25 protein-coding genes are annotated in these 24,140 nt (G+C 64.5%); 18 read left to right on the forward strand and 7 right to left on the reverse strand.

Translation table 11 applies throughout. The annotated features are described in order from the left end of the window. The first annotated feature begins 50 nt into the window (after positions 1 to 50). On the forward strand, positions 51 to 1,013 hold the full coding sequence (locus BJ122_RS05865; RefSeq protein WP_110780191.1) for an AEC family transporter: 963 nt from the start codon (positions 51 to 53) through the stop codon (positions 1,011 to 1,013). Between the two features lie 52 nt (positions 1,014 to 1,065). Here BJ122_RS05865 and BJ122_RS05870 read toward each other — a convergent pair whose 3' ends face one another. Next, the gene (locus BJ122_RS05870) at positions 1,066 to 2,268 is read right to left on the reverse strand and encodes a UbiH/UbiF family hydroxylase (protein ID WP_110780192.1); all 1,203 of its coding nucleotides are present in this window, start codon (positions 2,266 to 2,268) and stop codon (positions 1,066 to 1,068) included. Positions 2,269 to 2,374: 106 nt separating this feature from the next. Between BJ122_RS05870 and pcsA the strand changes: the two genes are divergently transcribed. The 3 genes from pcsA to BJ122_RS05885 are packed head-to-tail and all read left to right on the forward strand — an operon-like array spanning position 2,375 to position 4,892. Then, the gene (gene pcsA, locus BJ122_RS05875; RefSeq protein WP_110780193.1) at positions 2,375 to 3,109 is read left to right on the forward strand and encodes a phosphatidylcholine synthase; all 735 of its coding nucleotides are present in this window, start codon (positions 2,375 to 2,377) and stop codon (positions 3,107 to 3,109) included. Further along, positions 3,106 to 3,864, forward strand: a complete 759-nt coding sequence (locus BJ122_RS05880; protein ID WP_110780194.1) for a TerC family protein — start codon at positions 3,106 to 3,108, stop codon at positions 3,862 to 3,864. Before pcsA ends, BJ122_RS05880 begins: the two co-directional genes overlap by 4 nt. A 53-nt stretch (positions 3,865 to 3,917) precedes the next feature. Continuing rightward, positions 3,918 to 4,892, forward strand: coding sequence for a quinone oxidoreductase family protein (locus tag BJ122_RS05885; protein WP_110780195.1), 975 nt, complete (start codon positions 3,918 to 3,920; stop codon positions 4,890 to 4,892). A 71-nt stretch (positions 4,893 to 4,963) separates the two neighbouring features. Here the strand turns inward: BJ122_RS05885 and rimO are convergent, their stop codons facing one another. After that, positions 4,964 to 6,289, reverse strand: coding sequence for a 30S ribosomal protein S12 methylthiotransferase RimO (gene rimO / locus BJ122_RS05890; RefSeq protein WP_110780196.1), 1,326 nt, complete (start codon positions 6,287 to 6,289; stop codon positions 4,964 to 4,966). 231 nt (positions 6,290 to 6,520) lie between these two features. On the opposite strand from rimO, the gene BJ122_RS19190 reads away from it, so the two are divergent. Then, positions 6,521 to 6,667: a hypothetical protein gene (locus BJ122_RS19190; RefSeq protein WP_161631923.1), complete on the forward strand. Its 147-nt coding sequence runs from the start codon at positions 6,521 to 6,523 to the stop codon at positions 6,665 to 6,667. 29 nt (positions 6,668 to 6,696) lie between these two features. Here the strand turns inward: BJ122_RS19190 and BJ122_RS05895 are convergent, their stop codons facing one another. From BJ122_RS05895 to pxpB, 3 genes are all read right to left on the reverse strand, one after another. Continuing rightward, positions 6,697 to 7,467, reverse strand: coding sequence for a LamB/YcsF family protein (locus tag BJ122_RS05895; RefSeq protein WP_110780197.1), 771 nt, complete (start codon positions 7,465 to 7,467; stop codon positions 6,697 to 6,699). 90 nt (positions 7,468 to 7,557) lie between these two features. After that, positions 7,558 to 8,562, reverse strand: coding sequence for a 5-oxoprolinase subunit C family protein (locus tag BJ122_RS05900; protein ID WP_110780198.1), 1,005 nt, complete (start codon positions 8,560 to 8,562; stop codon positions 7,558 to 7,560). Beyond that, the gene (gene pxpB / locus BJ122_RS05905; protein WP_110780199.1) at positions 8,559 to 9,293 is read right to left on the reverse strand and encodes a 5-oxoprolinase subunit PxpB; all 735 of its coding nucleotides are present in this window, start codon (positions 9,291 to 9,293) and stop codon (positions 8,559 to 8,561) included. The genes BJ122_RS05900 and pxpB overlap by 4 nt, the downstream gene beginning before the upstream one ends. Before the next feature lie 239 nt (positions 9,294 to 9,532). Here pxpB and BJ122_RS05910 point away from each other — a divergent pair, with 239 nt between their 5' ends. The 3 genes from BJ122_RS05910 to smpB all read left to right on the forward strand — a co-directional run bounded on the left by BJ122_RS05910 (position 9,533) and on the right by smpB (position 11,852). Beyond that, positions 9,533 to 10,237, forward strand: coding sequence for a ribonuclease activity regulator RraA (locus BJ122_RS05910; RefSeq protein ID WP_110780200.1), 705 nt, complete (start codon positions 9,533 to 9,535; stop codon positions 10,235 to 10,237). Positions 10,238 to 10,355: 118 nt separating this feature from the next. Next, a complete protein-coding gene (dapA, locus tag BJ122_RS05915) occupies positions 10,356 to 11,246 on the forward strand; it encodes a 4-hydroxy-tetrahydrodipicolinate synthase (protein WP_110780201.1) in 891 nt (296 codons plus the stop codon). Positions 11,247 to 11,378: 132 nt separating this feature from the next. Continuing rightward, positions 11,379 to 11,852: an SsrA-binding protein SmpB gene (gene smpB, locus BJ122_RS05920; protein WP_110780202.1), complete on the forward strand. Its 474-nt coding sequence runs from the start codon at positions 11,379 to 11,381 to the stop codon at positions 11,850 to 11,852. Between the two features lie 29 nt (positions 11,853 to 11,881). Here the strand turns inward: smpB and BJ122_RS05925 are convergent, their stop codons facing one another. Together BJ122_RS05925 and BJ122_RS05930 are read right to left on the reverse strand one after the other, a co-directional pair. After that, positions 11,882 to 12,544 carry a uracil-DNA glycosylase gene (locus BJ122_RS05925; RefSeq protein WP_110780203.1) on the reverse strand — a complete coding sequence of 221 codons (663 nt, stop codon included), beginning with the start codon at positions 12,542 to 12,544 and terminating at the stop codon, positions 11,882 to 11,884. Between the two features lie 38 nt (positions 12,545 to 12,582). Beyond that, the gene (locus tag BJ122_RS05930) at positions 12,583 to 13,212 is read right to left on the reverse strand and encodes a LabA-like NYN domain-containing protein (RefSeq protein WP_027277264.1); all 630 of its coding nucleotides are present in this window, start codon (positions 13,210 to 13,212) and stop codon (positions 12,583 to 12,585) included. 349 nt (positions 13,213 to 13,561) lie between these two features. Here BJ122_RS05930 and rpoZ point away from each other — a divergent pair, with 349 nt between their 5' ends. The 10 genes from rpoZ (at position 13,562) to parC (ending at position 24,101) form a co-directional block, all read left to right on the forward strand. Further along, a complete protein-coding gene (gene rpoZ / locus BJ122_RS05935) occupies positions 13,562 to 13,954 on the forward strand; it encodes a DNA-directed RNA polymerase subunit omega (RefSeq protein ID WP_027277263.1) in 393 nt (130 codons plus the stop codon). 399 nt (positions 13,955 to 14,353) lie between these two features. After that, complete coding sequence (locus BJ122_RS05940; RefSeq protein WP_110780204.1) at positions 14,354 to 16,615, forward strand: RelA/SpoT family protein; 2,262 nt, start codon at positions 14,354 to 14,356, stop codon at positions 16,613 to 16,615. Positions 16,616 to 16,655: 40 nt separating this feature from the next. Next, on the forward strand, positions 16,656 to 17,423 hold the full coding sequence (locus BJ122_RS05945) for a pyridoxine 5'-phosphate synthase (protein ID WP_110780205.1): 768 nt from the start codon (positions 16,656 to 16,658) through the stop codon (positions 17,421 to 17,423). Then, positions 17,420 to 17,869 carry a holo-ACP synthase gene (gene acpS / locus BJ122_RS05950; protein ID WP_110780206.1) on the forward strand — a complete coding sequence of 150 codons (450 nt, stop codon included), beginning with the start codon at positions 17,420 to 17,422 and terminating at the stop codon, positions 17,867 to 17,869. Before BJ122_RS05945 ends, acpS begins: the two co-directional genes overlap by 4 nt. Positions 17,870 to 18,090: 221 nt before the next feature. Beyond that, the gene (lepB, locus tag BJ122_RS05955) at positions 18,091 to 18,849 is read left to right on the forward strand and encodes a signal peptidase I (protein WP_110780207.1); all 759 of its coding nucleotides are present in this window, start codon (positions 18,091 to 18,093) and stop codon (positions 18,847 to 18,849) included. Then, a complete protein-coding gene (rnc, locus tag BJ122_RS05960) occupies positions 18,846 to 19,655 on the forward strand; it encodes a ribonuclease III (protein ID WP_110780208.1) in 810 nt (269 codons plus the stop codon). Before lepB ends, rnc begins: the two co-directional genes overlap by 4 nt. Further along, positions 19,648 to 20,589 (forward strand): GTPase Era, encoded by a 942-nt coding sequence (gene era / locus BJ122_RS05965; RefSeq protein WP_110780209.1) that lies wholly within the window; start codon positions 19,648 to 19,650, stop codon positions 20,587 to 20,589. Before rnc ends, era begins: the two co-directional genes overlap by 8 nt. Before the next feature lie 2 nt (positions 20,590 to 20,591). After that, a complete protein-coding gene (locus BJ122_RS05970) occupies positions 20,592 to 20,972 on the forward strand; it encodes a hypothetical protein (protein ID WP_027277257.1) in 381 nt (126 codons plus the stop codon). 49 nt (positions 20,973 to 21,021) lie between these two features. Continuing rightward, on the forward strand, positions 21,022 to 21,780 hold the full coding sequence (gene recO / locus BJ122_RS05975) for a DNA repair protein RecO (protein ID WP_110780210.1): 759 nt from the start codon (positions 21,022 to 21,024) through the stop codon (positions 21,778 to 21,780). Positions 21,781 to 21,839: 59 nt separating this feature from the next. Next, positions 21,840 to 24,101 carry a DNA topoisomerase IV subunit A gene (gene parC, locus BJ122_RS05980; protein ID WP_110780211.1) on the forward strand — a complete coding sequence of 754 codons (2,262 nt, stop codon included), beginning with the start codon at positions 21,840 to 21,842 and terminating at the stop codon, positions 24,099 to 24,101. Positions 24,102 to 24,140: the final 39 nt, after the last annotated feature.

Here is a 24,140-nt window from a genome sequence, read left to right on the forward strand (position 1 = left end):
CGCGGCGCCGGCGTAGATCGGACGCGAACAAAAATAACAAATAAAATTCAATGATCGAGATCCTGAACCTGGCGCTTCCTTACTTCGGCCTGATCTTCATCGGCTTTGCCTGCGGCCGCTGGCAGCGGTTGCCGGAAAACGGCCTCGCCTGGATGAATTTCTTCCTGCTGTACGTGTCGCTGCCGGCGCTGTTCTTCCGGATCATGTCGAAGACGCCGTTCGAGGAACTCAACAATTTGCCATTCGTGGTCGCGACCACGCTTGGCACCATGATCGCGTTCACGCTGGCGGCGCTGGTGGCGTGGCTGCTCGGCGGCCTGAAACTGCGCGACACCGCGATCGCGGCGCTGGCCGGTGGCTATGGCAATATCGGCTATATGGGCCCGGGGCTGGCGCTGGCGGTGCTGGGCAGCAAGGCGGCGGTGCCGACCGCGCTGATCTTCTGCTTCGACAGCATTTTTCTGTTCTCGATCGTGCCGATCCTGATGGCGCTGGCCGGCGGCGATGGCCGGCCGGTGTGGGTCACGGTCGGCCAGATGCTGCGCGCCATCATCTTCCACCCGCTGATCGTGTCCGCCTATTGCGGGGCGCTGGCCGCGGCGCTGCATCTGCAATTGCCGGCGGCGGTCGATAACACCTTGCAGTTTTTGCAAAACGCCGCGGCGCCGGTGGCGCTGTTCGTGCTCGGTGTCACGGTGGCGCTGCGGCCGTTCGGGCGGGTGCCGTGGGAAATCCCGGCGCTGATCAGCATCAAGCTGGTGCTGCATCCGCTGATCGTGTTTGGGCTGATGATCGCGTTCGGGCCGTTCAGCTATGAATGGGCGGCGACCGCGGTGCTGATGGCCTCGCTGCCGCCGGCGCTCAACGTGTTTGTGATCGGCCGGCAGTATAACAGCTGGGTGGAGCCGGCCTCGGTGGCGGTGCTGACCGGCACCTTCGTGTCAGTCATCACGCTGACCAGCGTGATGTGGCTGCTGCGCAATGGCGCGATCGTATTTCCGACCCTGAACTGATCGCGCGACAGGCCCAATACCCAATATAGACTTGACGAGACGGGCGGGCGGCTTAACGCCGCCCGGGCCGCCACGCCATCGCCAGTCCCTCGCGCATCGCCAGCCGCCGCAGCACGCCGACGCCGCTGAGCAGGTGCAGGCCGAACGCGCGCGCCGCCTGCACCGGCAACAGGTCGCTGAGCAGCGAGCGATTGACGAGGTCGATCACCATCGAACGGCCGTTAATATCGCCGCGCCGCGCGCTCTCAAAGCGCTGTAGCACCGCCGGGCTGCCGAGATCGTCGCCGCGCTCGCGCGCCTCGCGCACGATGTCCGCGAGCGCACCGGCGTCGCGCAGCCCCATGTTCAGCCCTTGGGCGCCGATCGGCGGCACCACATGGGCCGCTTCGCCGACCAGCGCGATGCGCTTGCTGGCGAAGTGCTGCGGCCGCTCGAACGACAGCGGAAACAGGTTGCGGCCGGGCTGCACGGTGATCTTGCCGAGGATCGAATGCGACTGCTTTTCCGCGGCGGCCGCCAGCTCGTCATCGCTGAGCGCCAGCATCCGTTCGGCGTCGCGCGGCTGCATCACCCAGACCACGCTGGAATTGCGTCCCGGCAGCGGCACGAACACGCACGGGCCGGCGCTGGTGTGGAATTCGGTCGAGACGTTACGGTGCGGCCGGTTGTGGCTGACATTGAAGGTCAGCGCCGCCTGCGGCAGCAACTTGCGCGACACCGAAATGCCGGCGGCGTCGCGGCATAGCGATTTGCGGCCATCGGCGCCGACCACCAGCGCCGCCGACAACAGCCGGCCTTGCCGGGTGCTGACCGCCACCGCGGTTTCTTCCGGGCTGACGATCTCCGCTTCGTCGTCGAACCGGATCAGATGCGGCAGTTCGTCGGCGCGCTCCTCGAGCGCCACCATCAGATGGCGGTTCTCGATATTGTAGCCGAACGCGTCGAGGCCGATTTCCTCAGCGCGGAATGCCACTTCGGGCGCCCGGATCAGGCGGTCGGTATCATCCACCAGACGCATCACCCGCAGCGCCGCGGACTTGCTGGTGCAGCGCCGCCAGACGTCGATCCGGTCGAGCAGGTCGATCGAATCGCCGAGCAGAGCGGTGGTGCGGTTGTCGCCATAGGGCAGTCGCCGCGCGATCAGCGCGGTCGAGGCCCCGGTGGATGCAATGGCAATGGCGGCGGCGACGCCGGCCGGACCGCCGCCGATCACCATGACATCGAAATGGTCGGGCTGGGGAAGAATGTCGCTCATGCCACACATTTGACGCCGCCGCCGACTTTTTCAAGTGCCACGCTGCCGCGTCCGGTTCCGGTCCTGGTAGGCAGGGGCCGGTCATTCCTGATAAGCACGATTCCTCATGACGATGCCTGATCCGCCAGCACCGCCGTCCGATTCGCGCACCATGCGCGCGGCGGCGCTTGCCGTGCACTGGCTGACCGCGTTCGGCGCCGGGTTGGCGCTGCTGGCGCTGTTCGAGGCGGTGCGGGCCCATTGGGTCGGCATGTTCGTCTGGCTCGGCGTGGCGCTCCTGGTCGATGGCATCGACGGGCCGCTGGCGCGCTGGCTCAATGTGCAGCGCTTGCAGCCGAACTGGTCGGGCGAGGTGCTCGACCTGGTGGTCGATTTCCTCACTTACGTGTTCGTGCCCGCTTACGCGATCGTCGCCAGCGGCTTGCTGCTGCCGATCATCGGGCCGCTGCTCGGGGTCGGTATCGTGGTGACCAGCGCGATGTATTTCGCCGATCAGCGCATGAAATGTGACGACCACCATTTCCGCGGTTTCCCGGCGCTGTGGAACGCGGCGGCGTTCTACCTGTTCCTGCTGCAGCCGCCGCCGGTGGCGGCCAGTGTTGCGATCGCCGCTTTGATCGTGCTGACCTTCGTGCCGTTTCATGTGATTCACCCGGTCCGCGTGCAACGCTGGCGCTGGCTCAATCTGGCGCTGATCGCGATCTGGGCTTTGCTCGCCGGGTGGACCATGTTCAAGGATTTTGAGGTCGGTGCGCCGGTGCAGATCGTGCTGTGCTCGATCGCGCTGTACGTGATGTTTGCCGACCTCGTGATACGCATGCTGAAAGGCCGCCGCCAATGATGGAACTACTGACCAGCCCGGAAGCTTGGGCTGCGCTCCTGACGCTGACGGCGCTGGAAATCGTGCTCGGCATCGACAATGTCATCTTCCTGTCGGTGATCGTGGCGCGGATTCCGCCGCGGCAGGCCAAGCGGGCGCGGCAGATCGGGCTGACGCTGGCGCTGGTGTTCCGGATCGCGCTGCTCAGTGTGCTGGTCTGGCTGATCGGTCTCACCGAGGATGTGATCCGGATCGGCGAGTATGGTTTCTCCTGGCGCGACATCATCCTGATTGCCGGCGGCCTGTTCCTGATCGCCAAGGCGACCCACGAAATCCACGCCGAAGTCGATGCCGATGACGATGAGCCGGCGCCCAGCACCGGACGCACCGCGTTCATGTTGGTGCTCGCGCAGATTGTGGTGATCGATCTGGTGTTCTCGGTCGACTCGATCATCACCGCGATCGGCATGGCACGCGACCTGCCGATCATGATCGCCGCGGTGATCATCGCCATGGTGGTGATGTACCTGTCGTCCGGGCCGGTCGCGCGGTTTGTCAGCAATCATCCCACCACCAAGATGCTGGCGCTGGCGTTTCTGGTGATGATCGGCGTGGCGCTGGTTGCGGACGGTTTCAAATTCCACATCCCGCGCGCTTACATCTATTTCGCGATCGCGTTCTCGGTCTCGGTTGAATTCTTCAACGTGCTGGCGAGTCGCAACCGCAAGCGAGCACGGCAACGTCAGCAGCAGACCAGCACGGCGCCGTCCGAGTGAGTTGACAACCAAGCGGCGATGGCTTTGGCTCCGACGATCGCAGGAGGGACGGAATGACGAAGGCGGTGCAGGTCCACAAGGTCGGAGGACCGGAGGCTCTGGTCTATGAGGCAATCGATTTGCCAGAGCCGGGGCCTGGCGAGGTGCGCATCAAGCAGCACGCGGTCGGCCTCAACTTCATCGACGTCTACTACCGCACCGGGCTGTATAAGGCGCCCGGACTGCCGTTCATCGTCGGCAATGAAGCCGCGGGCGAGGTGACCGAGGTCGGGCCCGGCGTCACCAATTTTCATCCGGGCGACCGGGTCGCCTATTACACTAATCTCGGCGCCTATGCCACGCAGCGCAACATCGCCGCCGACCGGCTGGTGAAGCTGCCCGACCACATCACCTATGAGCAGGGCGCGGTGTTGATGCTGAAGGGCCTCACCGTCTGGTATCTGCTGCACAAAACCTTTCAGGTCGGCCCCGGCCATCGCGTGCTGATCCATGCCGCGGCGGGCGGCATCGGCCTGCTGGCGTGCCAATGGGCGCGGGCGCTCGGCGCCCATGTGATCGGCACGGTCGGCTCGCGCGCCAAGGCTGAAATGGCGGAAGCCGCCGGCTGCGATCACGTGATCGTCTATACCGAAGAAGATTTCGTGGCGCGGGTGAAGCAGATCAGCCGCAACGAATTGTGCGACGTGGTCTATGACGGCGTCGGCAAAACCACGTTCCCCGGCTCATTGTCCTGCATCCGGCCGCGCGGTCTGTTCGTATCGTTCGGCAATGCGTCCGGCCCGGTGCCGCCATTCGCGCTCGCCGAGCTGAACACGCACGGCTCGCTGTTTGCGACCCGGCCAAAACTCAACGATTACATCGGCACCCGCGCCGAACTGATCGAAGGCGCCGACACGCTGTTTTCGGCGATCATCGGCGGAAAACTGCGCATCCAGATCAACCATGCCTATGCGCTGAAAGACGCGGCCAAGGCCCATATCGATCTGGAAAGCCGCGCCACCACCGGCGCCTCGATCCTCAAGCCGTAACGGTTCGACACCACGCGCTGGGCCATGGCGCCAGCGCGTGATGCTGTTAGTGCGAGGCGCGTGCGACCGCCTCAGAAACCCGACACAGTGCCGTACAGATCGTAAGCGTCGGCGCGCTCGATCTTGGCGGTGACGATCTCGCCGACCCGCAGCGGGCGGCGGCTGCTGAGAAAGACGTTGCCGTCGATCTCCGGCGCATCGGCCTTGGAGCGGCCTTTGGCGCCGCTGGGACCGACTTCGTCCACAATCACTTGCTGGCGCGTGCCGACCTTGCGCTTCATGCGCCGCGCCGAAATCTTCTGCTGGCGCGCCATCAGCGCGTTCCAGCGCTCGCTCTTGACCTCGTCGCTGACCTGATCGGGCAGAGCGTTGGACGCCGCGCCGGCCACCGGCTCATATTTGAACGCGCCGAGCCGGTCGATCTCGACTTCCTCGAGCCAGTCGAGCAGTTCGGCAAATTCCTGTTCGGTCTCGCCGGGAAAGCCGACGATGAAGGTCGAGCGCAGCGTCAGATCGGGGCAGGCCGCGCGCCAGGCCTTGATGCGCTGCAGCGTCTTGTCCTGCGCGGCCGGCCGCTTCATCCGCGTCAGTACCGAGGTCGAGGCGTGCTGGAACGGGATGTCGAGATAGGGCAGCACCTTGCCCGCGGTCATCAGCTCGATCACCTCATCGACATGCGGGTAGGGGTAGACGTATTGCAGCCGCACCCAAGCACCGAGTTCCCCAAGCTCGCGCGCCAGATCGAAGAAGCGCGCGCGCACCTCGCGGTCCTGCCACGGGCTGGTCGCGTATTTCAGATCGACGCCATAGGCCGAGGTGTCCTGCGACACCACCAGCAATTCCTTGACGCCGGCCGCCACCAGCTTCTCCGCCTCGCGCAGCACCTCGGCCGCGGGGCGGGACACCAGATCGCCGCGCAGCTTTGGGATGATGCAGAACATGCAGCGGTTGTTGCAGCCTTCGGAAATCTTCAAATACGCGTAGTGCCGCGGCGTCAGCTTGATGCCCTGCGGCGGCAAAAGATCGAGATGCGGATCATGGCGCGGCGGCAGCGCGCGGTGCACGGCCTGCAGCACGTTTTCATATTGCTGCGGCCCGGTGATCGACAGCACATTCGGATAGGCGGCTTCGATCTGCTCGGGCTCGGCGCCCATACAGCCGGTGACGATCACCTTGCCGTTTTCGGCCATCGCCGCGCCGATCGCCTCCAGCGACTCTTTCTTGGCGCTGTCGAGAAAGCCGCAGGTGTTGACGATCACCAAATCGGCGCCGTTGTGCTTGCGGGCCAGCTCATAGCCTTCGGCGCGCAGCCTTGTAATGATGCGCTCGGAATCCACCAAGGCCTTGGGGCATCCGAGCGAGACGAAGCTGACTTTGGGCGCGGCCGCCTGTTCCATGATCTGTTCTGTCCGGGTTGATCGGCAGCAGCTAGCCTTGATCACCGCGCTTGACAAGGGCATCGCCGCCTTTTGACCGGCGAAGGATTTTGCTGCGCCGGGGCCGCCTCGGGAAAGAAATCCCCCAAAAAGCGAACCTTGGCAGGGGTGGCGTCGTTATTTTTCCGCAGCGATTGCCGGAGCCTGCAATCCGCTGTTGTTGTGGCCTGGAAACCGCACCGGAGCAGGATCATGCGCCAGACATCGCTGGAGATCAGTTCTGATTGGGCTGGCCGCGCCGCTTGGCTGCGCAGGCAGGTCGATTGGCTGCTGCCTTATGCAGCGCTCGCGGTGATCGCCGCGATCGCGTTCGGCATGCCGTCGCCGCATTCGTTCTAAGCTGGCTGATAAGCTGGCTGCGCCGAGGCTCACGGCCGGGCGAATGGCGCCACCGTCACACCAGCCTGCTGCAAGCGCTGCCGCAATTGCCGGGCGATCTCGATCGCGCCATCGGTATCGCCATGGATGCAGACCGTGTCGGCGCGCAGCTTGATCTCCTTGCCGGTCACGGTCACCACGCTGCCGTGTTGCACCATGCGCAGCACGCGCTCGGCAATCAGCTCAGGATCATGCAACACCGCGCCCGGCTTCTTGCGCGACACCAGCGTGGCGTCATCCTCATAGGCGCGGTCAGCGAATACTTCATGGGCCAGCGTCAGCCCGGCCGCTTCCCCGGCGCTTGCCAATTTAGAACTCGCCAGCACCACGAAGACCAGATTGCGATCAACCGCCTTGATCGCCGCAGCGATCGCGCGCGCGGTCATATCGTCCTCGCAGGCGACATTGGACAGCGCGCCATGCGCTTTGACATGGGTGACCTGATAGCCGGCGAGCGCGGCCACCGCCTGCAACGCGCCGACCTGATAAGCGACCAGATTCTCGATCTCGGCGGCGGTGATGCCGGGCACCGGCCGGCGGCCAAAGCCGTGCAGATCGCGGAAACCGGGATGAGCGCCAACGCTGACGCCGCGTGCCTTCGCCAGTTTTACGGTGCGATGCATGATGTCGGCGTCGCCGGCATGGAAACCGCAGGCGACATTGACGCTGGTGGCGAGTTTGATCATCGCCGCGTCGTTGCCCATCTCCCAGGGCCCAAACCCTTCGCCGAGATCGCAGTTCAGATCGATGGTGGTGCTCATGCCGTCGAATCCATCCCAAAGTAACCACGCAGCTTGGCTGCAGGTTCAGCAGTTAAAGTCGCGCATAGCGCGCAACCATATCAGTCATGATCAATCGTCGAAGGCGCTAATGGCCATGCCCGCCACATTGGCGTGATGCAGCGCTTCGAGATTGAACGCGGCTCGCACGGGTTGCAGCTGGGAAGGCAGCGCGCGGATCAGCCGCATCATGGCCCGGTAGTGTTGCTGAGCCGTTGCGATCTCCACCGCTTCAAACCGGAACTTGCAGCCCGGCGGGATCTGTGCCAGCCGGCCGAGATCGGCGCTGATCACCGTGGCGATTTTGGGGTAGCCGCCGGTGGTGCCGCGGTCGGGCATCAGCACGATCGGCTGGCCGTTGCCGGGCACCTGAATGCTGCCATTGACGGTGCCGTCGGACACGATGTTGTGGCCGTGATGATGGCTGAGTGTCGGGCCTTCCAGCCGGTAGCCCATCCGGTCGGACGCCGCCGACACCGTCCATTCGCTGTCCAGCAGCAGCGGCACCGCGTCGCTGAATTCATCGTGCTGCGGGCCGAGCACGATCCGGATCGGCGCTTCCGGAGCTTGCGGCCAGTTCAGCGTCAGTTCCGCCCGAGGGAGTGCATCAGGCGCGTCGATACTATCGCCGCTCTGCAAAGGCCGCGGATACGGCGAGCCGAGCCCGGCGCGCGCATGGACCGCGAGGCTGCCAAAACTTGGCTCGCCCACAATGCCGCCTTCGATCGCGAGATACGAAAACACCCCGCCGCGCGCCGCGCCGAGTTTGAGGCTTTCGCCGGGCTTGAGCATCACGCTGCGCGGCATGATCACCGGCTGGCCGGCCAGCTCCACCGCGCGCGCTGCACCCGCGATCGCAACCCGCACGGCGCCATCCTGCGCGGTGAAGGTGGCGCCGAGCGGTCCGATTTCGATCGCCGCCGCGAACGGCGCATTGCCGAGCAGCGTGTTGGCGACCGCCAGAGACAGCAGATCCATGGCGCCGCTTGGCGGCAGGCCATAGCGCTGCGCGCCGGGCCGCCCGGCATCCTGCACCGAACTCGCCGGACCGATACTGTCGATCACCAGCCGGCTCATGGCTTGATCCGCTCCGCGACCTGTTCGCCCGCCGCCGCCGCGCGGTCGAGCTCATCGAATCGCTTGGCATCGATTGGCACAAAATGGATGGCATCGCCCGGTTCGAGCAGGAACACCGGCGTGCGCTGTAACTGATAGGTGCGCACCGGCGTGCGACCTAACAAATGCCAGCCGCTCGGTCCGGCGAGACATTGGATGCCCGCTTGCACGCCGCCGATCGACACCGCGCCAGCGGGCGTCGCGAGCCGCGGATTCTGGTGGCGCGGCAGTGCCAGCGTGGGATCAAGGCCCGAGAGATAGGACCAGCCCGGCGTAAAACCGATCATCGCCACCTGATAATGTCCGGCGGCATGGCGCCGGATCAGCTCGTCAGCAGCAAGGCCGAGCTTCTGTGCCGCAGGTTCGAGATCGATGCCATGCTCGCCGCCGTAGCACACCGGAATGCGCCAATGCCGTGTGTCATTGGCTGCGGAGATCGGGGGCGCCTGGGCCAACGCGGTCAGCTTGGCGCTGAGCTCATCGAATGCGATCAGTTCGGGATCGTAATGCACCAGCAGCGAGCGATAAGTCGGCACCGTCTCGCGCACGCCGGCAATCGGCTGCGCACTGAGCGCGCGGTCGAGCGCCAGCACGCGCTGATTGGCAGCGAAATCGATCGTGCGGCCGAACTCGACCGTCACCGCGGTATCACCGCTGAGCAGGATGCGAGGTGGAGCAAGCGGTGCGGTCATAAAACTCCAGCGCGTTGGGATCAGTTCTCTTAGCTGGTTTCGCGAGGCCGCAAAATCCAGATCGCACATGGCGTGAACAACGCGCTGTGGGCATAAGTGCGCAGCGAGGTTAGCGATAAGCCGCGCTGATAGATGCCCGTATGATCAGTTTCGAGCGATGGCTTCGACCGGATGCGGCTTGACGCCGCGACGGCGCCGGTGAAGATGCCGCGCCCACAGTTCGGATCGGGAGACCATCCATGCCGCTGTCCGCCGAAGCCAAGGCCATCCTCACGCGCGTTTCCACCGCCACCATCACCACGGTGCTGCTCAAGAAAGGACTACGCAATGTCTGGATGCGCGGCGCGCGGCCGCTCCGTCCCGGGCAACCGCGCCTGGTCGGCGAGGCGTTCACGCTGCGCTTCGTGCCGGCGCGCGAAGATCTCGCCACGCCAGAATCCTGGTCGTCGCCGATCTCGACCCGGGCGGCGATCGAAGCGATGCCGGAGGGCGCGATCGCCGTGGTCGATGCCATGGGCGTCAGCGACGCCGGCATCTTTGGTGACATCCTGTGCGCGCGCATGGTGAAGCGCGGCATTGCTGCCTTGGTCACCGACGGCGTGGTGCGCGATCTGGAGGGCGTGCTCGGCACCGGGCTGCCGGTGTGGTGCAATGGCGCCGCGGCGCCGCCCTCGGTTGCCGGGCTGACCTTTGTCGGCTGGGGTGAGCCGATCGGCTGCGGCGGTGTGGCGGTGCTTCCGAACGACGTGGTGGTCGCCGATCAGGACGGCGTGGTGCTGATTCCGCAGGCCTTGCTCGACTATGTGGTCGCCGAGGGCGAGGAGCAGGAGCGCATGGAGGCCTGGATCGTCGGCGAGGTCAACGCCGGTGCCATGCTGCCGGGTCTGTACCCCATGAACGCCGAGACCAAGGCGCGCTATGCCGCCTGGAAGGCCAAAGGCTGATCCGGCTGCGGCCGACAGGACCTTTCGTCGCCGCACCAGACTCGGTATGACACGCCCAACACACAGCAGCACGCGACGACGGCTTGTCCAGGCCGCGAATTGAGTCAGGAGAACAGCTTTGGCCGACACCAGCAGAATCCGGGGGTCTTTCACCGCCCTGGTCACGCCTTTCAAGAATGGTTCGCTCGATGAAGAGGCGTTCCGCAAGCTGGTCAACTGGCAGATCGAGCAGGGGACCCATGGCCTGGTGCCGGTCGGCACCACTGGCGAGAGCCCAACGCTGAGCCACGAGGAACACCACAAGGTGGTGGAGTGGTGCATCGAGGAGGCCAAGGGCCGGGTGCCGGTGATCGCCGGCGCCGGATCGAACTCGACCCGCGAGGCGATCGAACTGGCGCGCCATGCTGATCGCGCCGGCGCCGACGCCGCGCTGGTGGTGACGCCGTACTACAACAAGCCGACCCAGGAAGGCATGTACCAGCACTTCAAGGCGGTGAACGACGCGATCGGCATTCCGATCATCATCTACAACATTCCGCCGCGTTCGGTGGTCGACATGTCGGTCGACACCATGAGCCGGCTGTTCGAACTGAAGAACATTGTCGGCGTCAAGGACGCCACCGGCAATCTCGCCCGGGTGTCGCAGCAGCGTCAGGCGATGGGGCCGGATTTCATCCAGATGTCCGGTGAGGACATGACCGCGCTGGCCTACATGGCGGCTGGCGGCCATGGCTGCATTTCGGTGGTGTCCAACATCGCCCCAAAACTGTGCTCGGAGCTGATGACTGCGGTCGCCAAGGGCGACTATGCCGGCGCGTTGCAGATCCAGGACCGGTTGGTGCCGCTGCATGATGCAGTGTTCAAGGAGCCGGGTCTGGCTGGCGCCAAGCATGGCCTCGCGCTGCTCGGCCGCCTCAAGGAAGAGGTGCGGCTGCCGCTCTTGCCGGTCACCGAGCCGACCGGCAAGGTGATCCGGGCCGCCATGGTCGATGCCGGGTTGATCAACTGATCAACCTTGGCCCGCCGCCCGCACCGCCGGCCAGAGGCGGGCGCTTGAGCCAACAGAGCTGTGCTGGTGCCCGCGGCGTTGACCGCCGCGGCGATGCGCCTACATTGAGCCGACACCCGTAAGCCGAGTGCGATGGCCGAGAAAAACGAACGCCCCATCAAAGTGGTCGCCGAGAATCGCAAGGCGCGGTTCAATTATGCGATCGACGATACCGTCGAGGCCGGCATCGAGCTGACCGGCACCGAGGTCAAGTCGGTTCGCGGCGGCAAGAGCACGATCGCGGAATCCTATGCCGATTCCCGCAACGGCGAGATTTGGCTGATCAACGCGAATATTCCGGAATATCTACAGGCCAACCGCTTCAACCACGAGCCGAAGCGGCCGCGCAAACTGCTGCTGCACCGCAAGCAGATCAACAAGCTGATGGCGGCGGTCGAGCGCGAGGGCATGACGCTGATTCCGCTCAAGCTGTATTTCAACGAGCGTGGCCGGGCCAAGCTGCTGCTGGCGCTCGCCAAGGGTAAGAAGCTGCACGACAAGCGCGAGACCGCCAAGAAGCGCGACTGGGGCCGCGAAAAGGGCCGGCTGTTGCGGGCGAGGGGCTGAGCGCAAGAGGTGCTCGGCCGCTGCGCCGTTCAGCGCTCCAGATCGGCGCGCACCTTGGAAAACACCGCTCGGAACATGGCCGGGGTCAATACCCCGGTATTGGTGTTGTAGCGCGAGCAGTGGTAGCTGTCATATAACCGGTAGTGGCCGGCGTCATGGACCGCGCCGTGGCCGAACGGCGCCTCTTTGGCGCGCAGATTGAGCGCTTTCACCGTGGAATCATGGGCGATCCGGCCGAGCGCCACGATCGCGCGCAGCTTGGCCATGCCGGCGATGGTCTGCGTCAAAAACTGGCGGCAGGTGTTGATTTCCAGCGGCAGCGGCTTGTTCTGAGGCGGCACGCAGCGCACCGCATTGCTGATCCGGCAGCCGAGCAGTTTCAGCCCGTCATCGGGCCGCGCCTGATACTGCCCGGCGGCAAATCCGTATTCCAGCAAGGTCGCGTACAGCAGGTCGCCGGCATAGTCGCCGGTGAACGGCCGCCCAGTACGATTCGCGCCCTGCAGCCCCGGTGCCAGCCCGACGATCAACAGCCGGGCATCGGCGTCGCCAAAGGACGGCACCGGCGCGTTGAACCAGCCCGGTTCGCGCTGGCGCGCTTCCTCACGGAAGGCGGCCAGACGCGGACAAAGCGGACAATCGCGGCCCGGCTCGCATAAGGCGGCCGGGCAAGCCGAGGATTTGGCAGTCATGATGAGGCCAGATTGGCGGCAAGCGCCGGCGGAGGCAATCAGTCCTCGAATTCGTCCTCAACCTGGCGGGTCGGAACGGTGGCGGGCCGCTGCAGGAATTGCGGCGTGTGGTGGCGCGGTTCACGCGGTGCCGGCCGTTCGGCGGGATCGCGGCCGAGCTTGGACTGCAATTCGACCAAATCGGTGAACACGTCGGCCTGACGGCGCAGTTCATCGGCGATCATCGGCGGCTGGCTGGCAATGGTCGAGATCACCGTGACGCGCACGCCGCGGCGCTGCACCGCTTCGACCAGCGAACGGAAATCGCCATCGCCGGAGAACAGCACCATCTGGTCAATGTGCTCGGCGAGCTCCATGGCGTCGACCGCCAGCTCGATGTCCATGTTGCCTTTGACCTTGCGGCGGCCGGAGGCGTCGATGAATTCCTTGGTGGCCTTGGTGACCACGGTGTAGCCGTTATAGTCGAGCCAGTCGATCAGCGGCCGGATCGACGAATATTCCTGATCTTCGATGATCGCGGTGTAGTAGAACGCCCGGACCAGCGTGCCGCGGCTCTGAAATTCCTTGAGAAGACGCTTGTAATCGATGTCAAAACCGAGAGTTTTCGCGGTTGCGTAAAGATTTGCTCCATCAATGAAGAGTGCGATTTTATTAGAAGCAGACATCAAGTTTTCTCACGTTTGTTGTAGGTTTTTGGCACGGCAGCAAGCCGGCATTCCAAAATGGGAACGGCAGTGTTGTTATTGATGCGCGTAATCGCTCAGCACATTGATCGCGGATCGAGCGTCGCTAGCAAATAACTTTACCGTTGTTTACCCGTCTCGCCTTCGGTTTTGATCAAATCCACACCGGGGCGCTTCGTCGCAGGGGCCGTCCAACATTGCGCACCCGCGATCGGCCGCCTGAAAGGGGACTTGGGGCGCTGGGGCAAATTGGTTCTTGCGCATTTCGTTGTCCCTCTATACCTAGCGGAGATAACCCGCATATTCGGTCCCTGACTTAACGGAGCGACAGTCGATGGCGCGCGTCACCGTGGAAGATTGTATTGACAAGGTCGACAACCGGTTCGACCTGGTTCTTCTGGCTGCGCACCGCGCTCGGATGATCTCGTCGGGTTCGCCGCTGACGATCGACCGAGACAATGACAAAAATCCGGTCGTTTCGTTGCGAGAAATCGCCGAACAGACGATTTCGCCGGAAGACCTGCGCGAAGAGCTGGTGCATTCGCTGCAGAAGTTCGTGGAAGTCGATGAGCCCGAGCCGGACACCGTGCCGCTGATCGGCTCCGCCGGCGCCACCGTCGATGCCGACGACACCGAGGTTGCGGTCGATCGCATGACCGAGGAAGAGTTGCTGCGCGGCCTGGAAGGACTGACGCCGCCGGAAGAGCAGCCCGAGGAAGACGAGTAGGGCGCTCGCTCTCATCCAAGAATTCAACAACGGTCCGGAAACCCTCCGGGCCGTTTTGTTTTTCGGCGTCGGGAACCTGGTTGGCAGCGCGGCGATCGCGGTGTCGGTCCGGTTTTGCTGCGATGCGGTGCGGCCATCTCACTCAACCGCGAGGTTTTGATGCGAAACGGCTTCACATCACCGCAAAACGTTTTACTGTTGGAACATTCGCATTCGCCGCTGCCGGCCGATCGGCCCGCCGGCGGAACGCGCGTCATAATCGCCGAAGGCATTGACTTTGCTTCATTTTGGTTGAGCGCCCGCGTGTCGGTCGCGCTCACGGCCAACGGGAAGTCCTCAATCGGCCAGCCGGCACAATCCGCGGTTCCATGCGGAACGCGGTGATGAGGTAGTGATTCGATGGCGTCATCGCGCCGCAACAACAAGCAGATGGAAGCTGCTGCAGATGCCGCGGCGCAACCCGCGGCGGCCAAGCGTGCCTCGCGGCCGAAAATGATGCGGCAATACGATCTGGTCGATCGGGTGCGGTCCTACAATCCGAACACCGACGAAGACCTGCTGAACCGCGCTTATGTCTACGCCATGATGGCCCATGGCGAGCAGACCCGGGCCTCGGGCGACCCGTATTTCTCCCATCCGCTCGAAGTCGCGGCGATTCTCACCACTCTCAAGCTGGACGACGCCACCATCGTCGCCGCGCTGCTGCACGACACCATCGAGGACACCGAGGCCACCCGCACCGAGATCGACAACATCTTCGGTCAGGAGATCGGTGCGCTGGTCGAGGGGCTGACCAAGCTCAAGCGGCTGGAACTGGTGTCGCGCGAAGCCAAGCAGGCCGAAAACCTGCGCAAGCTGCTGCTCGCCATCTCCAACGACGTCCGGGTGCTGCTGATCAAGCTCGCCGACCGGCTGCACAATATGCGCACGCTGGAATTCGTGCCGCCGGCCTCGCGGCAGCGGATCGCGGAGGAGACGCTCGATATCTATGCCCCGCTCGCCGCGCGCATGGGTATGCACGAGATACGCGAGGAGCTGGAGGATCTGGCGTTCCGCACGCTCAATCCTGAAGCCTATACGGTGGTGATGCAGCGACTGGACGCGCTCGCCGACCGCAACCGCAATCTGATCGGCGAGATCGAAAGCCAGCTCACCGCCAATCTCCTGCAGAACGGCATCACCGCCCGGGTGTTCGGTCGGCGCAAACGACCATTCTCGATCTGGACCAAGATGGAGCGTAAATCGGTCGGCTTCGAGCAATTGTCCGACATCTATGGGTTTCGCGTCATCCTCAAGGATATCGAGGCCTGCTACCGCGCGCTCGGGGTGGTGCACACCACCTGGCCGGTCGTGCCCGGCCGCTTCAAGGACTACATCTCGACCCCGAAGCAGAACGATTATCGCTCGATCCACACCACGGTGATCGGCCCGACCCAGCAGCGCGTCGAACTGCAGCTGCGCACCGAGGAGATGGACCAGATCGCCGAGATCGGCATCGCCGCCCACGCCCTGTACAAGGACGGGGCCGGCTCGCCGACCGAACTGTTGAAGCGCGAATCGAACGCCTTCGCCTGGCTGCGCCGTACCATCGAACTGCTGTCGGAAGCCTCCAATCCGGAAGAGTTTTTGGAGCACACCAAGCTCGAACTGTTCCACGACCAGGTGTTCTGCTTCACCCCCAAGGGCAAGCTGATCGCGCTGCCACGGCACGCCAACATCATCGACTTCGCCTATGCGGTGCATACCGATGTCGGCAACTCGGCGGTTGGCGGCAAGATCAACGGCAAGTTCGCGCCGCTCGCTTCCGAGCTGCAGAACGGCGACGAAGTGGAAGTCTTGACCTCGTCGGCGCAGTCGGCGCCGCCCTCGGCCTGGGAAACGCTGGCGGTCACCGGCAAGGCGCGCGCCGCGATCCGCCGTGCCACCCGAGCGGCGGTGCGCGATCAGTTCGCTGCGCTCGGCCGCCGGATCGTCGAGCGGCTGTTTGCGCGCGTGAAGATCGAATACGCCGACGACAAGCTGAAGGGCGCGCTGCCGCGCCTGGCACGCAGCTCGATCGAAGAGGTGATGGCCTCGGTCGGTCGCGGCGAACTGCGCGCTGCCGACGTCGCCCGCGCCATGTATCCAGACTACAAGGAAGAACGGGTCGGCCGCTTCGCCGGCAAGAAAGACGCCTCAACCGACAAGGTGCTGCCGCCGCGCGCGCCTTCGGTGGTCCCGATCCTGGGGATCAACTCCAGCCTTCCGGTCAAATTCGCGCCCAATGGCGGCGCGGTGCCCGGCGATCGCATCGTCGGCATCGTGACCCCGGGCGAGGGCATCACCATCTATCCGATCCAATCTCCGGCGCTGAAAGATTTCGAGGAGATGCCGGAACGCTGGATCGACGTGAAATGGGATATTGACGAAACCACGCCGCAGCGCTTCCCGGCGCGGCTGTTTGTGCAAAACGTCAATGAGCCCGGCAGCCTGGCACAGATCGCCAGCGTGATCGCCGAACACGACGGCAATATCGATAATATCAATATGAGCCGGCGCTCGCCCGATTTCACCGAACTCACCATCGACCTTGAAGTCTACGATCTGAAGCATCTGAGCGCGATCATCGCCCAGCTCCGTGCCAAGGACGTGGTCGCCCAGGTCGAGCGTGTGAACGGCTAAGTCTTCCTACTCTTCCAAAATAGCCTGCCGCGAGTCTGCCATGCCGAAAGCTCCCGCGCTCCGTCTCGGAGTCAACGTCGATCACATCGCCACGCTGCGCAATGCACGCGGCGGCAAGCATCCGGATCCGGTGCGCGCGGCGCTGGCGGCGATCGAGGCCGGTGCCGACGGCATCACCGCCCATCTGCGCGAGGACCGTCGCCATATCCGCGACGCCGACATGGCGCGCCTCAAGGCGGAGATTTCCAAGCCGCTCAATTTCGAGATGGGCGTGACCGACGAGATGGTGGCGATCGCGCTCAAAACCAAACCGCACGCGGTCTGCCTCGTGCCGGAGCGACGCCAGGAACTGACCACCGAAGGCGGGCTCGACGTGGTCGGCCAGCGCGATCATCTCGCGCCCGCGATTGCCCGTTTCAACGATGCCGGCATCCGGGTGTCGCTGTTCATCGCCGCCGATCCGGCGCAGATCGAGACCGCCGCCGCGGTGAAAGCGCCGGTGATCGAGATTCATACCGGAACCTGGTGCGATGCCATCGACAGCGGCAATCGCGCCAAGGCGGAAGCCGAGTGGCAGCGCATCGTCGCTGGCGCCGCGCTGGCGCAGAGCGTCGGGCTCGAAGTCCATGCCGGCCATGGTCTCGACTACGCTACCGCGGAGCAGATCGCCGCGCTGCCGCAGATCGCGGAACTCAATATCGGCTTCCACATCATGGGCGAGGCGCTGTTCATCGGTCTTGGCAATAGCGTGCGTCTGATGCGCGCGGCGATGGATCGCGGCCGTGCCACGCTCGAGGCGTCGGCATGATCATCGGCATCGGCTCCGACCTGATCGACATCCGCCGGGTCGGGCAGGTGATCGAGCGCCATGGCGAGCGCTTCCTGAACCGGGTGTTCACGCCGCAGGAACAGGCCAAGGCGGCCAGACGCGCCGCCAACGACAAAATGGTGGTGGCGACCTACGCCAAGCGCTTCGCCGCCAAGGAGGCCTGTGCCAAGGCGCTCGGCACCGGCATCCGCCATGGGGTGTGGTGGCGCGATATGGGGGTGGTCAACCTGCCGGGCGGCCGGCCGACCATGCAACTGACCGGCGGTGCCAAGGCGCGGCTTGATGCCTTGACCCCGCCCGGTTGCGAGGCCCGCATTGATTTGTCGATCACCGATGATTGGCCGCTGGCGCAAGCCTTTGTGATCATTTCGGCGGTGCCCGCGGCAACGGCCGTCACCGCTACCGGCCCCGGGCCACAGTCATAAACGACTGATATGCCATGCAGTTGCGGTCACCTCGCGTCAGCCTTGATTGCGCGGTGACCCGCAACAGTCTAAAACCCGCGGGAATCTGGGCGAGCCAGGTTCGGCGACAACCGGCGCCCGCGGGCGAAGGTATTCGCCCCGTTCACCCTCTCATCGCGAAGCAATTGGCTTCTGTTGAGAATTTTGGCGCTGCGCGGCGACGCGACAGGAATCGGAAAGCGATGAGCGTGAGTTCCGGGACGAAATCAGAAGGCGGCTTCGGCGAAACCATCCGCGTCATCATCCACGCTTTGATCATCGCGCTGGTGATCCGCACCGTACTGTTCCAGCCGTTCAACATTCCGTCCGGCTCGATGAAATCGACGCTGCTGGTCGGCGACTATCTGTTCGTCTCCAAATACACCTATGGATACAGCCGCTATTCGATGCCGCTGTCGCCGCCGTTGTTCTCGGGACGCATCTTTGGCTCGGAGCCGAACCGCGGCGACGTGGTGGTGTTCCGGCTGCCGAAGGACGACTCCACCGATTACATCAAGCGCGTGATCGGCTTGCCGGGCGACCGCATCCAGATGCGCGAAGGCCAGCTCTACATCAACGAAGCCCCGGTGGCGCGCGAGCGGCTCACCGACTATGTCGGCGAAGATCCGTGCGGCAGCGACATCAACGCGAGGGTGCGGCGCTGGAAGGAAACGCTGCCGAACGGCGTCAGCTACGAAACGCTCGATTGCGTTGATAACGGCTTTTACGACAACACCAATGTCTACACCGTGCCGCCCGGCCATTTCTTCATGATGGGCGACAACCGTGACAATTCCACCGACAGCCGGGTGCTGTCGGCGGTCGGCTACGTGCCGTTCGACAACATCATCGGCCGTGCGCAGATGATCTTCTTCTCGATCGCGGAGGGCGAACAAGCCTGGCAGATCTGGCGCTGGCCGGTTGCGGTGCGCTGGAATCGGTTGTTCACCATCGTGCGATGACGGCGGGCCCGACCACTATCGATCCCGATGCGAGCCTAGAACAGACGCCGAGCGCCGAGGCCGCACTGGGTGAAGCGGCTGCCGGCCGCAACAAGCGCCGCAGCAAGGCTGACGCCAAAGCGGCGATGGCTGCGATCGAAGGCCGGATCGGCCATGCGTTCAAGGACCCGGCGCTGCTGGCGACCGCCTTCACCCATGTGTCGGCGCTGCGCTCATCCGGCAATCGCTACGACAGCTATCAGCGGCTGGAATTTCTCGGCGACCACGTGCTCGGGCTCGTGGTATCCGACATGCTGTACCGGGCCTTTCCAAAGGCCGACGAGGGCGAGCTGTCGAAACGGCTCGCTGAACTGGTGCGCAAGGAAACCTGCGCCGATGTCGCGCAGTCGCTCGGCCTGTTGGAAGCGATCAAGCTTGGCGCGGTTGGCGCCGGCGCGGGCGCGCGCCTGCGCAAATCCGTGCTTGGCGACATTTGCGAGGCGGTGATCGGCGCGGTCTATCTCGACGGTGGCTATGCGGTCGCCGCGGAGTTTATCGAGCGCAACTGGATTGAACGGATGCGCAAGCCGTCACGGCCGCTGCGCGATCCGAAAACCATGCTGCAGGAATGGGCGCAAGCGCAGGGTCTGCCGACGCCGGTCTATCGCGAAGTCGAGCGCACCGGGCCGGATCACGATCCCAGGTTCCGCGTTGCCGTCGAACTGCCCGGGCTGATGCCCGCGGAAGGAATCGGCAGCAGCAAGCGCGTCGCAGAAAAAGAGGCAGCGTCAGCGATGTTGGCGCGGGAAGGGGTCAGCAGTGGCTGAAGATACCAACGACACCGACACCAGCGGTGCCAACACCGCCGAAACGCGCTGCGGCTTCGTCGCCCTGATCGGCGCGCCCAATGTCGGCAAGTCGACGCTGGTCAACGCCCTGGTCGGCTCCAAGGTCACCATCGTGTCGCGCAAGGTGCAGACTACGCGCGCGCTGATCCGCGGCATCGTGATCGAGGACAATTGCCAGATCATTCTGGTCGATACGCCCGGCATTTTTCAGCCCAAGCGCCGGCTCGACCGCGCCATGGTCAACACCGCCTGGAGCGGCGCCTATGACGCCGACATGGTGTGCGTGCTGCTCGACGCCCGCGCCGGCATCAATGATGAGGCCGATGCGATCCTGACCAAGCTCGCCGAGGTCAAGCATCCCAAATTCCTGGTGCTCAACAAGATCGATCTGGTGCCGCGCGACAAGCTCTTGGCGCTGGCGCAGAAAGCCAATGAGCGGCTCGATTTCGAGCAGACTTTTATGATCTCGGCGCTGTCGGGCGATGGCGTTGACGATCTGCGCGGCGCGCTCGCCAAGCGGCTGCCGCCCGGGCCGTTCCATTATCCGGAAGACCAGATGTCGGACGCGCCGATGCGCCAGCTCGCCGCCGAGATCACCCGTGAGAAGATCTATCGGTTTTTGCACCAGGAGCTGCCGTATCAGTCCACGGTCGAAACCGATACGTGGCAGGACCGCAATGACGGCTCGGTGCGGATCGAGCAGACCATCTTTGTCGAGCGCGACAGCCAGCGCAAAATCGTGCTCGGCAAGGGCGGCGCCACCATCAAGGCGATCGGCGCCGAAGCGCGTAAGGAACTTGCGGAAATCCTGGAACAGCCGGTGCATCTGTTCCTGTTCGTCAAAGTGCGTGAGAATTGGGGCGACGATCCCAGCCGCTATCGCGAGATGGGGCTGGAATTCCCGAAGGATTAGCGATGCCGCTTCCCCGGAATGTGCGTCTGTTTGCAGCGTTGCTGTACGCCTCGCTCGGTCTCGACGCGCTGTCGGTGGCGTTTCAGGATCGCACGCCGACCGCGACGATCGGCAGCGACGTGATCATGATGGCGCATCTGATCGCCGCGGCGTTGATCCTGACGCTGGTCTATCTGGTGCGGATCGCCTCCGAGGATCGGCGCAACTGGGCGCGCTGGCTGCTGGTGGTGTCGCTGGCACTGTCGGTGCTGTCGCTGTTCCAGTTGATCAGCGACAGCGGGCTGCAACTCGACAATCTGATCGAGACCATTTCCTGCGCGCTGACCGGCGCTGGCCTGTATTATTCCTTCACCGGCGACGCCCGCGGCTGGTTCGACCGCTAGCCGGCCGAGCCGCGGCGGCGCGCACGCCCGTTTCGGATCGTTTTGACCGATGGAATGGACCGACGACGGCATCGTGCTCGGAGTGCGGCGGCATGGCGAGAGCAGCGCCATTGTCGAGCTGCTGACGCGCGAGCATGGCCGCCATCTCGGCCTGGTGCGCGGCGGCGCTTCGTCACGGCTGCGGCCGATCCTGCAGCCCGGCAACAGCGTGCAGGCGGTGTGGCGGGCGCGGCTTGAGGACCATCTCGGCATGTATGCGCTGGAGGGCGTCCGGCTGCGCGCCGCGACTCTGCTGGCGGTGCCGCATGCCGCCTATGGCATCACCCACCTGGCGTCGCTGGTGCGGCTTTTGCCGGAGCGCGATCCGCATCCCATGATGTTCGCCACGGTCGGCGCCATTTTGGACGATTTTGACGACGCGCTCAGCGCTGGCGCCCATCTGGTGCGGCTGGAACTGGCGATGCTGGCGGAACTCGGCTTCGGATTGGAACTGTCGGCCTGTGTGGCGACCGGCGCCACCTCCGAGCTGATTTACGTGTCGCCGAAATCGGGCGGGGCGGTATCGAGGTCCGCTGGCGAGCCGTGGCGCGACCGGCTGCTGCGATTGCCGCCGTTTTTGCGCGACGAGGAGCTGGATGCCCCCTATACCGCCGAGGACCTGCGTGACGGCTTTGCTTTGACCGGCCGGTTCCTGCTGCGCGATGTGCTGGAACCGCGCGGGCAGGGCCATTCCGATGCCCGCGAGGGGTTTATCAATGCGGTCACCGGGCGTAGTTCACTGCGCTCCGGGTCCGTGGAACCGGCCTAGGTGCGCCTAGGTGCCGCTCGCAGCTTGTCCGCGCCGCCGTCAGAGGATAACCCGACCCCATGGGAAAACGATTGATTCCGCCGGAGCCGGCCGAAATCCACGAGGTCCAGCTGCGCGAGGCGCTGGAAGAGCGCTATCTCGCTTATGCGCTGTCGACCATCATGCACCGCGCGCTGCCGGATGCGCGCGATGGCCTCAAGCCCGTTCATCGCCGCATTCTATACGGCATGCGGCTGCTGCGGCTTGAGCCGGGCGCCGCGTTCAAGAAATCGGCCAAAATCGTCGGCGACGTGATGGGTTCGTTCCATCCGCACGGCGACCAGTCGATCTATGACGCCTTGGTGCGGCTCGCCCAGGATTTCGCCGCGCGCTACCCGCTGGTCGATGGCCAGGGCAATTTTGGCAATATCGACGGCGATAACGCCGCGGCCTATCGCTACACCGAAGCGCGCATGACCGATGTCGCGCGGCTGTTGCTCGATGGCATCGACGAGGACGGCGTCGCGTTCCGCGCCAATTACGACGGCCAGTCGAAAGAGCCGGTGGTGCTGCCGGGCGGCTTTCCCAACCTGCTCGCCAATGGCGCGCAGGGCATCGCGGTTGGCATGGCGACCGCAATCCCGCCGCACAACGCCGCCGAATTGTGCGACGCCGCGCTGCATCTGATCGAAAAGCCCGACGCCAAATCGAAGGCGCTGCTGAAATGGGTCAAGGGGCCCGATTTCCCGACCGGCGGCGTGATCATCGACTCGCGTGAAAGCATCGCCGAGGCCTACACCACCGGGCGCGGCGCGTTCCGCACCCGCGCCAAGTGGCATCAGGAAGACGGCGCGCGCGGCACTTTTAGCGTGGTGATCACCGAGATCCCGTGGCTGGTGCAGAAGTCGCGGCTGATCGAAAAGATCGCCGACCTGCTCAACGACAAGAAGCTGCCGCTGGTCGGCGATGTCCGCGATGAATCCGCCGAAGACATCCGGCTGGTGATCGAGCCGAAATCGCGCTCGGTCGATCCGGCGCTGATGATGGAATCGCTGTTCCGGCTGACCGAGCTCGAGAGCCGGATTCCGCTCAACCTCAATGTGCTGGTGGGGGGCCGGATTCCCAAGGTGCTCGGGCTCGCCGAAGCCTTGCGCGAATGGCTCGACCATCTGCGCGACGTGCTGCTGCGCCGCAGCCAGTATCGCAAGGCGCAGATCGAGCACCGCCTGGAAGTGCTCGGCGGCTATCTGATCGCCTATCTGAACCTCGACAAGGTCATCAAGATCATCCGCACCGAGGACGAGCCGAAGCCGGTGCTGATGAAGGCCTTCAATCTCACCGAGATTCAGGCCGAAGCGATTCTCAACATGCGGCTGCGCAGTTTGCGCAAGCTGGAAGAGATGGAGATCCGCACCGAGGACAAGAATTTGCGGGCGGAGCTGAAGGACATCAACGCGGTGCTCGGCTCGGAGCAGCTGCAATGGGCCAAGGTCGGCGAGCAGGTGCGCAAGGTGCGCGAGCTGTTCGGGCCGAAGACGCCGCTCGGCAAGCGCCGCACCAGTTTTGCGGACGCGCCTGAGCATGATCTTGCCGCGATCGAAGAAGCGTTCGTCGAGCGCGAGCCGGTCACCGTGGTGGTGTCCGACAAGGGCTGGGTGCGCACGCTGAAAGGGCAGGTCGCCGATCTGTCCGGATTGTCGTTCAAGCAGGACGATAAGCTCGGCTTTGCGTTCTTCGCCGAAACCACCTCAAAACTGCTGCTGTTCGCCACCAACGGCCGGTTCTACTCGCTTGACGTCGCCAAGCTGCCCGGCGGGCGCGGCCATGGCGAGCCGATCCGGATGTTCATCGATCTCGATCAGGACGCGGCGATCGTCTCGCTGTTCGTGCATAGCGGTGGCCGCAAATTCCTGGTGGCCAGCCATGACGGCCAGGGTTTTGTGGTCAACGAGGATGATTGCGTCGGCAACACCCGCAAGGGCAAGCAGGTGCTCAATGTCGAGATGCCGAACGAGGCGCGGGCGCTGACGCTGGTCGGCGAGGGTGCCGACACCGTGGCAGTGATCGGCGACAACCGCAAAATGCTGCTGTTTCCGCTCGACCAGGTGCCGGAAATGGCGCGCGGCCGCGGCGTGCGGCTGCAGAAATACAAGGATGGTGGCCTGTCGGACATCATCACCTTCAACGCCAAGGAAGGGCTGACTTGGCGCGACTCCGCCGGCCGCGAGTTCAACGTCAGCATCAAGGAGCTGGCCGAATGGCGCGGCAATCGCGCCGATGCCGGCCGGCTGCCGCCGAAGGGATTTCCCAAATCCAACAAATTCGGCCACAGCCTCGGATGATGCACCCCGCCTGCGCGCTGCCGTGCAGGTGGGGTTTCG

Source organism: Rhodopseudomonas faecalis (genome assembly GCF_003217325.1).
Taxonomy (GTDB): Bacteria; Pseudomonadota; Alphaproteobacteria; order Rhizobiales; family Xanthobacteraceae; genus Rhodopseudomonas; species Rhodopseudomonas faecalis.

What these genes read in the sequence shown, in the direction of transcription:
- BJ122_RS05865 (WP_110780191.1), top strand. Translation starts at nt 51, where the DNA reads ATGATCGAGATCCTGAACCTGGCGCTTCCTTACTTCGGCCTGATCTTC.
- BJ122_RS05870 (WP_110780192.1), bottom strand. Translation starts at nt 2,268, where the DNA reads ATGAGCGACATTCTTCCCCAGCCCGACCATTTCGATGTCATGGTGATC.
- pcsA (WP_110780193.1), top strand. Translation starts at nt 2,375, where the DNA reads ATGACGATGCCTGATCCGCCAGCACCGCCGTCCGATTCGCGCACCATG.
- BJ122_RS05880 (WP_110780194.1), top strand. Translation starts at nt 3,106, where the DNA reads ATGATGGAACTACTGACCAGCCCGGAAGCTTGGGCTGCGCTCCTGACG.
- BJ122_RS05885 (WP_110780195.1), top strand. Translation starts at nt 3,918, where the DNA reads ATGACGAAGGCGGTGCAGGTCCACAAGGTCGGAGGACCGGAGGCTCTG.
- rimO (WP_110780196.1), bottom strand. Translation starts at nt 6,289, where the DNA reads ATGGAACAGGCGGCCGCGCCCAAAGTCAGCTTCGTCTCGCTCGGATGC.
- BJ122_RS19190 (WP_161631923.1), top strand. Translation starts at nt 6,521, where the DNA reads ATGCGCCAGACATCGCTGGAGATCAGTTCTGATTGGGCTGGCCGCGCC.
- BJ122_RS05895 (WP_110780197.1), bottom strand. Translation starts at nt 7,467, where the DNA reads ATGAGCACCACCATCGATCTGAACTGCGATCTCGGCGAAGGGTTTGGG.
- BJ122_RS05900 (WP_110780198.1), bottom strand. Translation starts at nt 8,562, where the DNA reads ATGAGCCGGCTGGTGATCGACAGTATCGGTCCGGCGAGTTCGGTGCAG.
- pxpB (WP_110780199.1), bottom strand. Translation starts at nt 9,293, where the DNA reads ATGACCGCACCGCTTGCTCCACCTCGCATCCTGCTCAGCGGTGATACC.
- BJ122_RS05910 (WP_110780200.1), top strand. Translation starts at nt 9,533, where the DNA reads ATGCCGCTGTCCGCCGAAGCCAAGGCCATCCTCACGCGCGTTTCCACC.
- smpB (WP_110780202.1), top strand. Translation starts at nt 11,379, where the DNA reads ATGGCCGAGAAAAACGAACGCCCCATCAAAGTGGTCGCCGAGAATCGC.
- BJ122_RS05925 (WP_110780203.1), bottom strand. Translation starts at nt 12,544, where the DNA reads ATGACTGCCAAATCCTCGGCTTGCCCGGCCGCCTTATGCGAGCCGGGC.
- rpoZ (WP_027277263.1), top strand. Translation starts at nt 13,562, where the DNA reads ATGGCGCGCGTCACCGTGGAAGATTGTATTGACAAGGTCGACAACCGG.
- BJ122_RS05940 (WP_110780204.1), top strand. Translation starts at nt 14,354, where the DNA reads ATGGCGTCATCGCGCCGCAACAACAAGCAGATGGAAGCTGCTGCAGAT.
- BJ122_RS05945 (WP_110780205.1), top strand. Translation starts at nt 16,656, where the DNA reads ATGCCGAAAGCTCCCGCGCTCCGTCTCGGAGTCAACGTCGATCACATC.
- acpS (WP_110780206.1), top strand. Translation starts at nt 17,420, where the DNA reads ATGATCATCGGCATCGGCTCCGACCTGATCGACATCCGCCGGGTCGGG.
- lepB (WP_110780207.1), top strand. Translation starts at nt 18,091, where the DNA reads ATGAGCGTGAGTTCCGGGACGAAATCAGAAGGCGGCTTCGGCGAAACC.
- rnc (WP_110780208.1), top strand. Translation starts at nt 18,846, where the DNA reads ATGACGGCGGGCCCGACCACTATCGATCCCGATGCGAGCCTAGAACAG.
- BJ122_RS05970 (WP_027277257.1), top strand. Translation starts at nt 20,592, where the DNA reads ATGCCGCTTCCCCGGAATGTGCGTCTGTTTGCAGCGTTGCTGTACGCC.
- recO (WP_110780210.1), top strand. Translation starts at nt 21,022, where the DNA reads ATGGAATGGACCGACGACGGCATCGTGCTCGGAGTGCGGCGGCATGGC.
- parC (WP_110780211.1), top strand. Translation starts at nt 21,840, where the DNA reads ATGGGAAAACGATTGATTCCGCCGGAGCCGGCCGAAATCCACGAGGTC.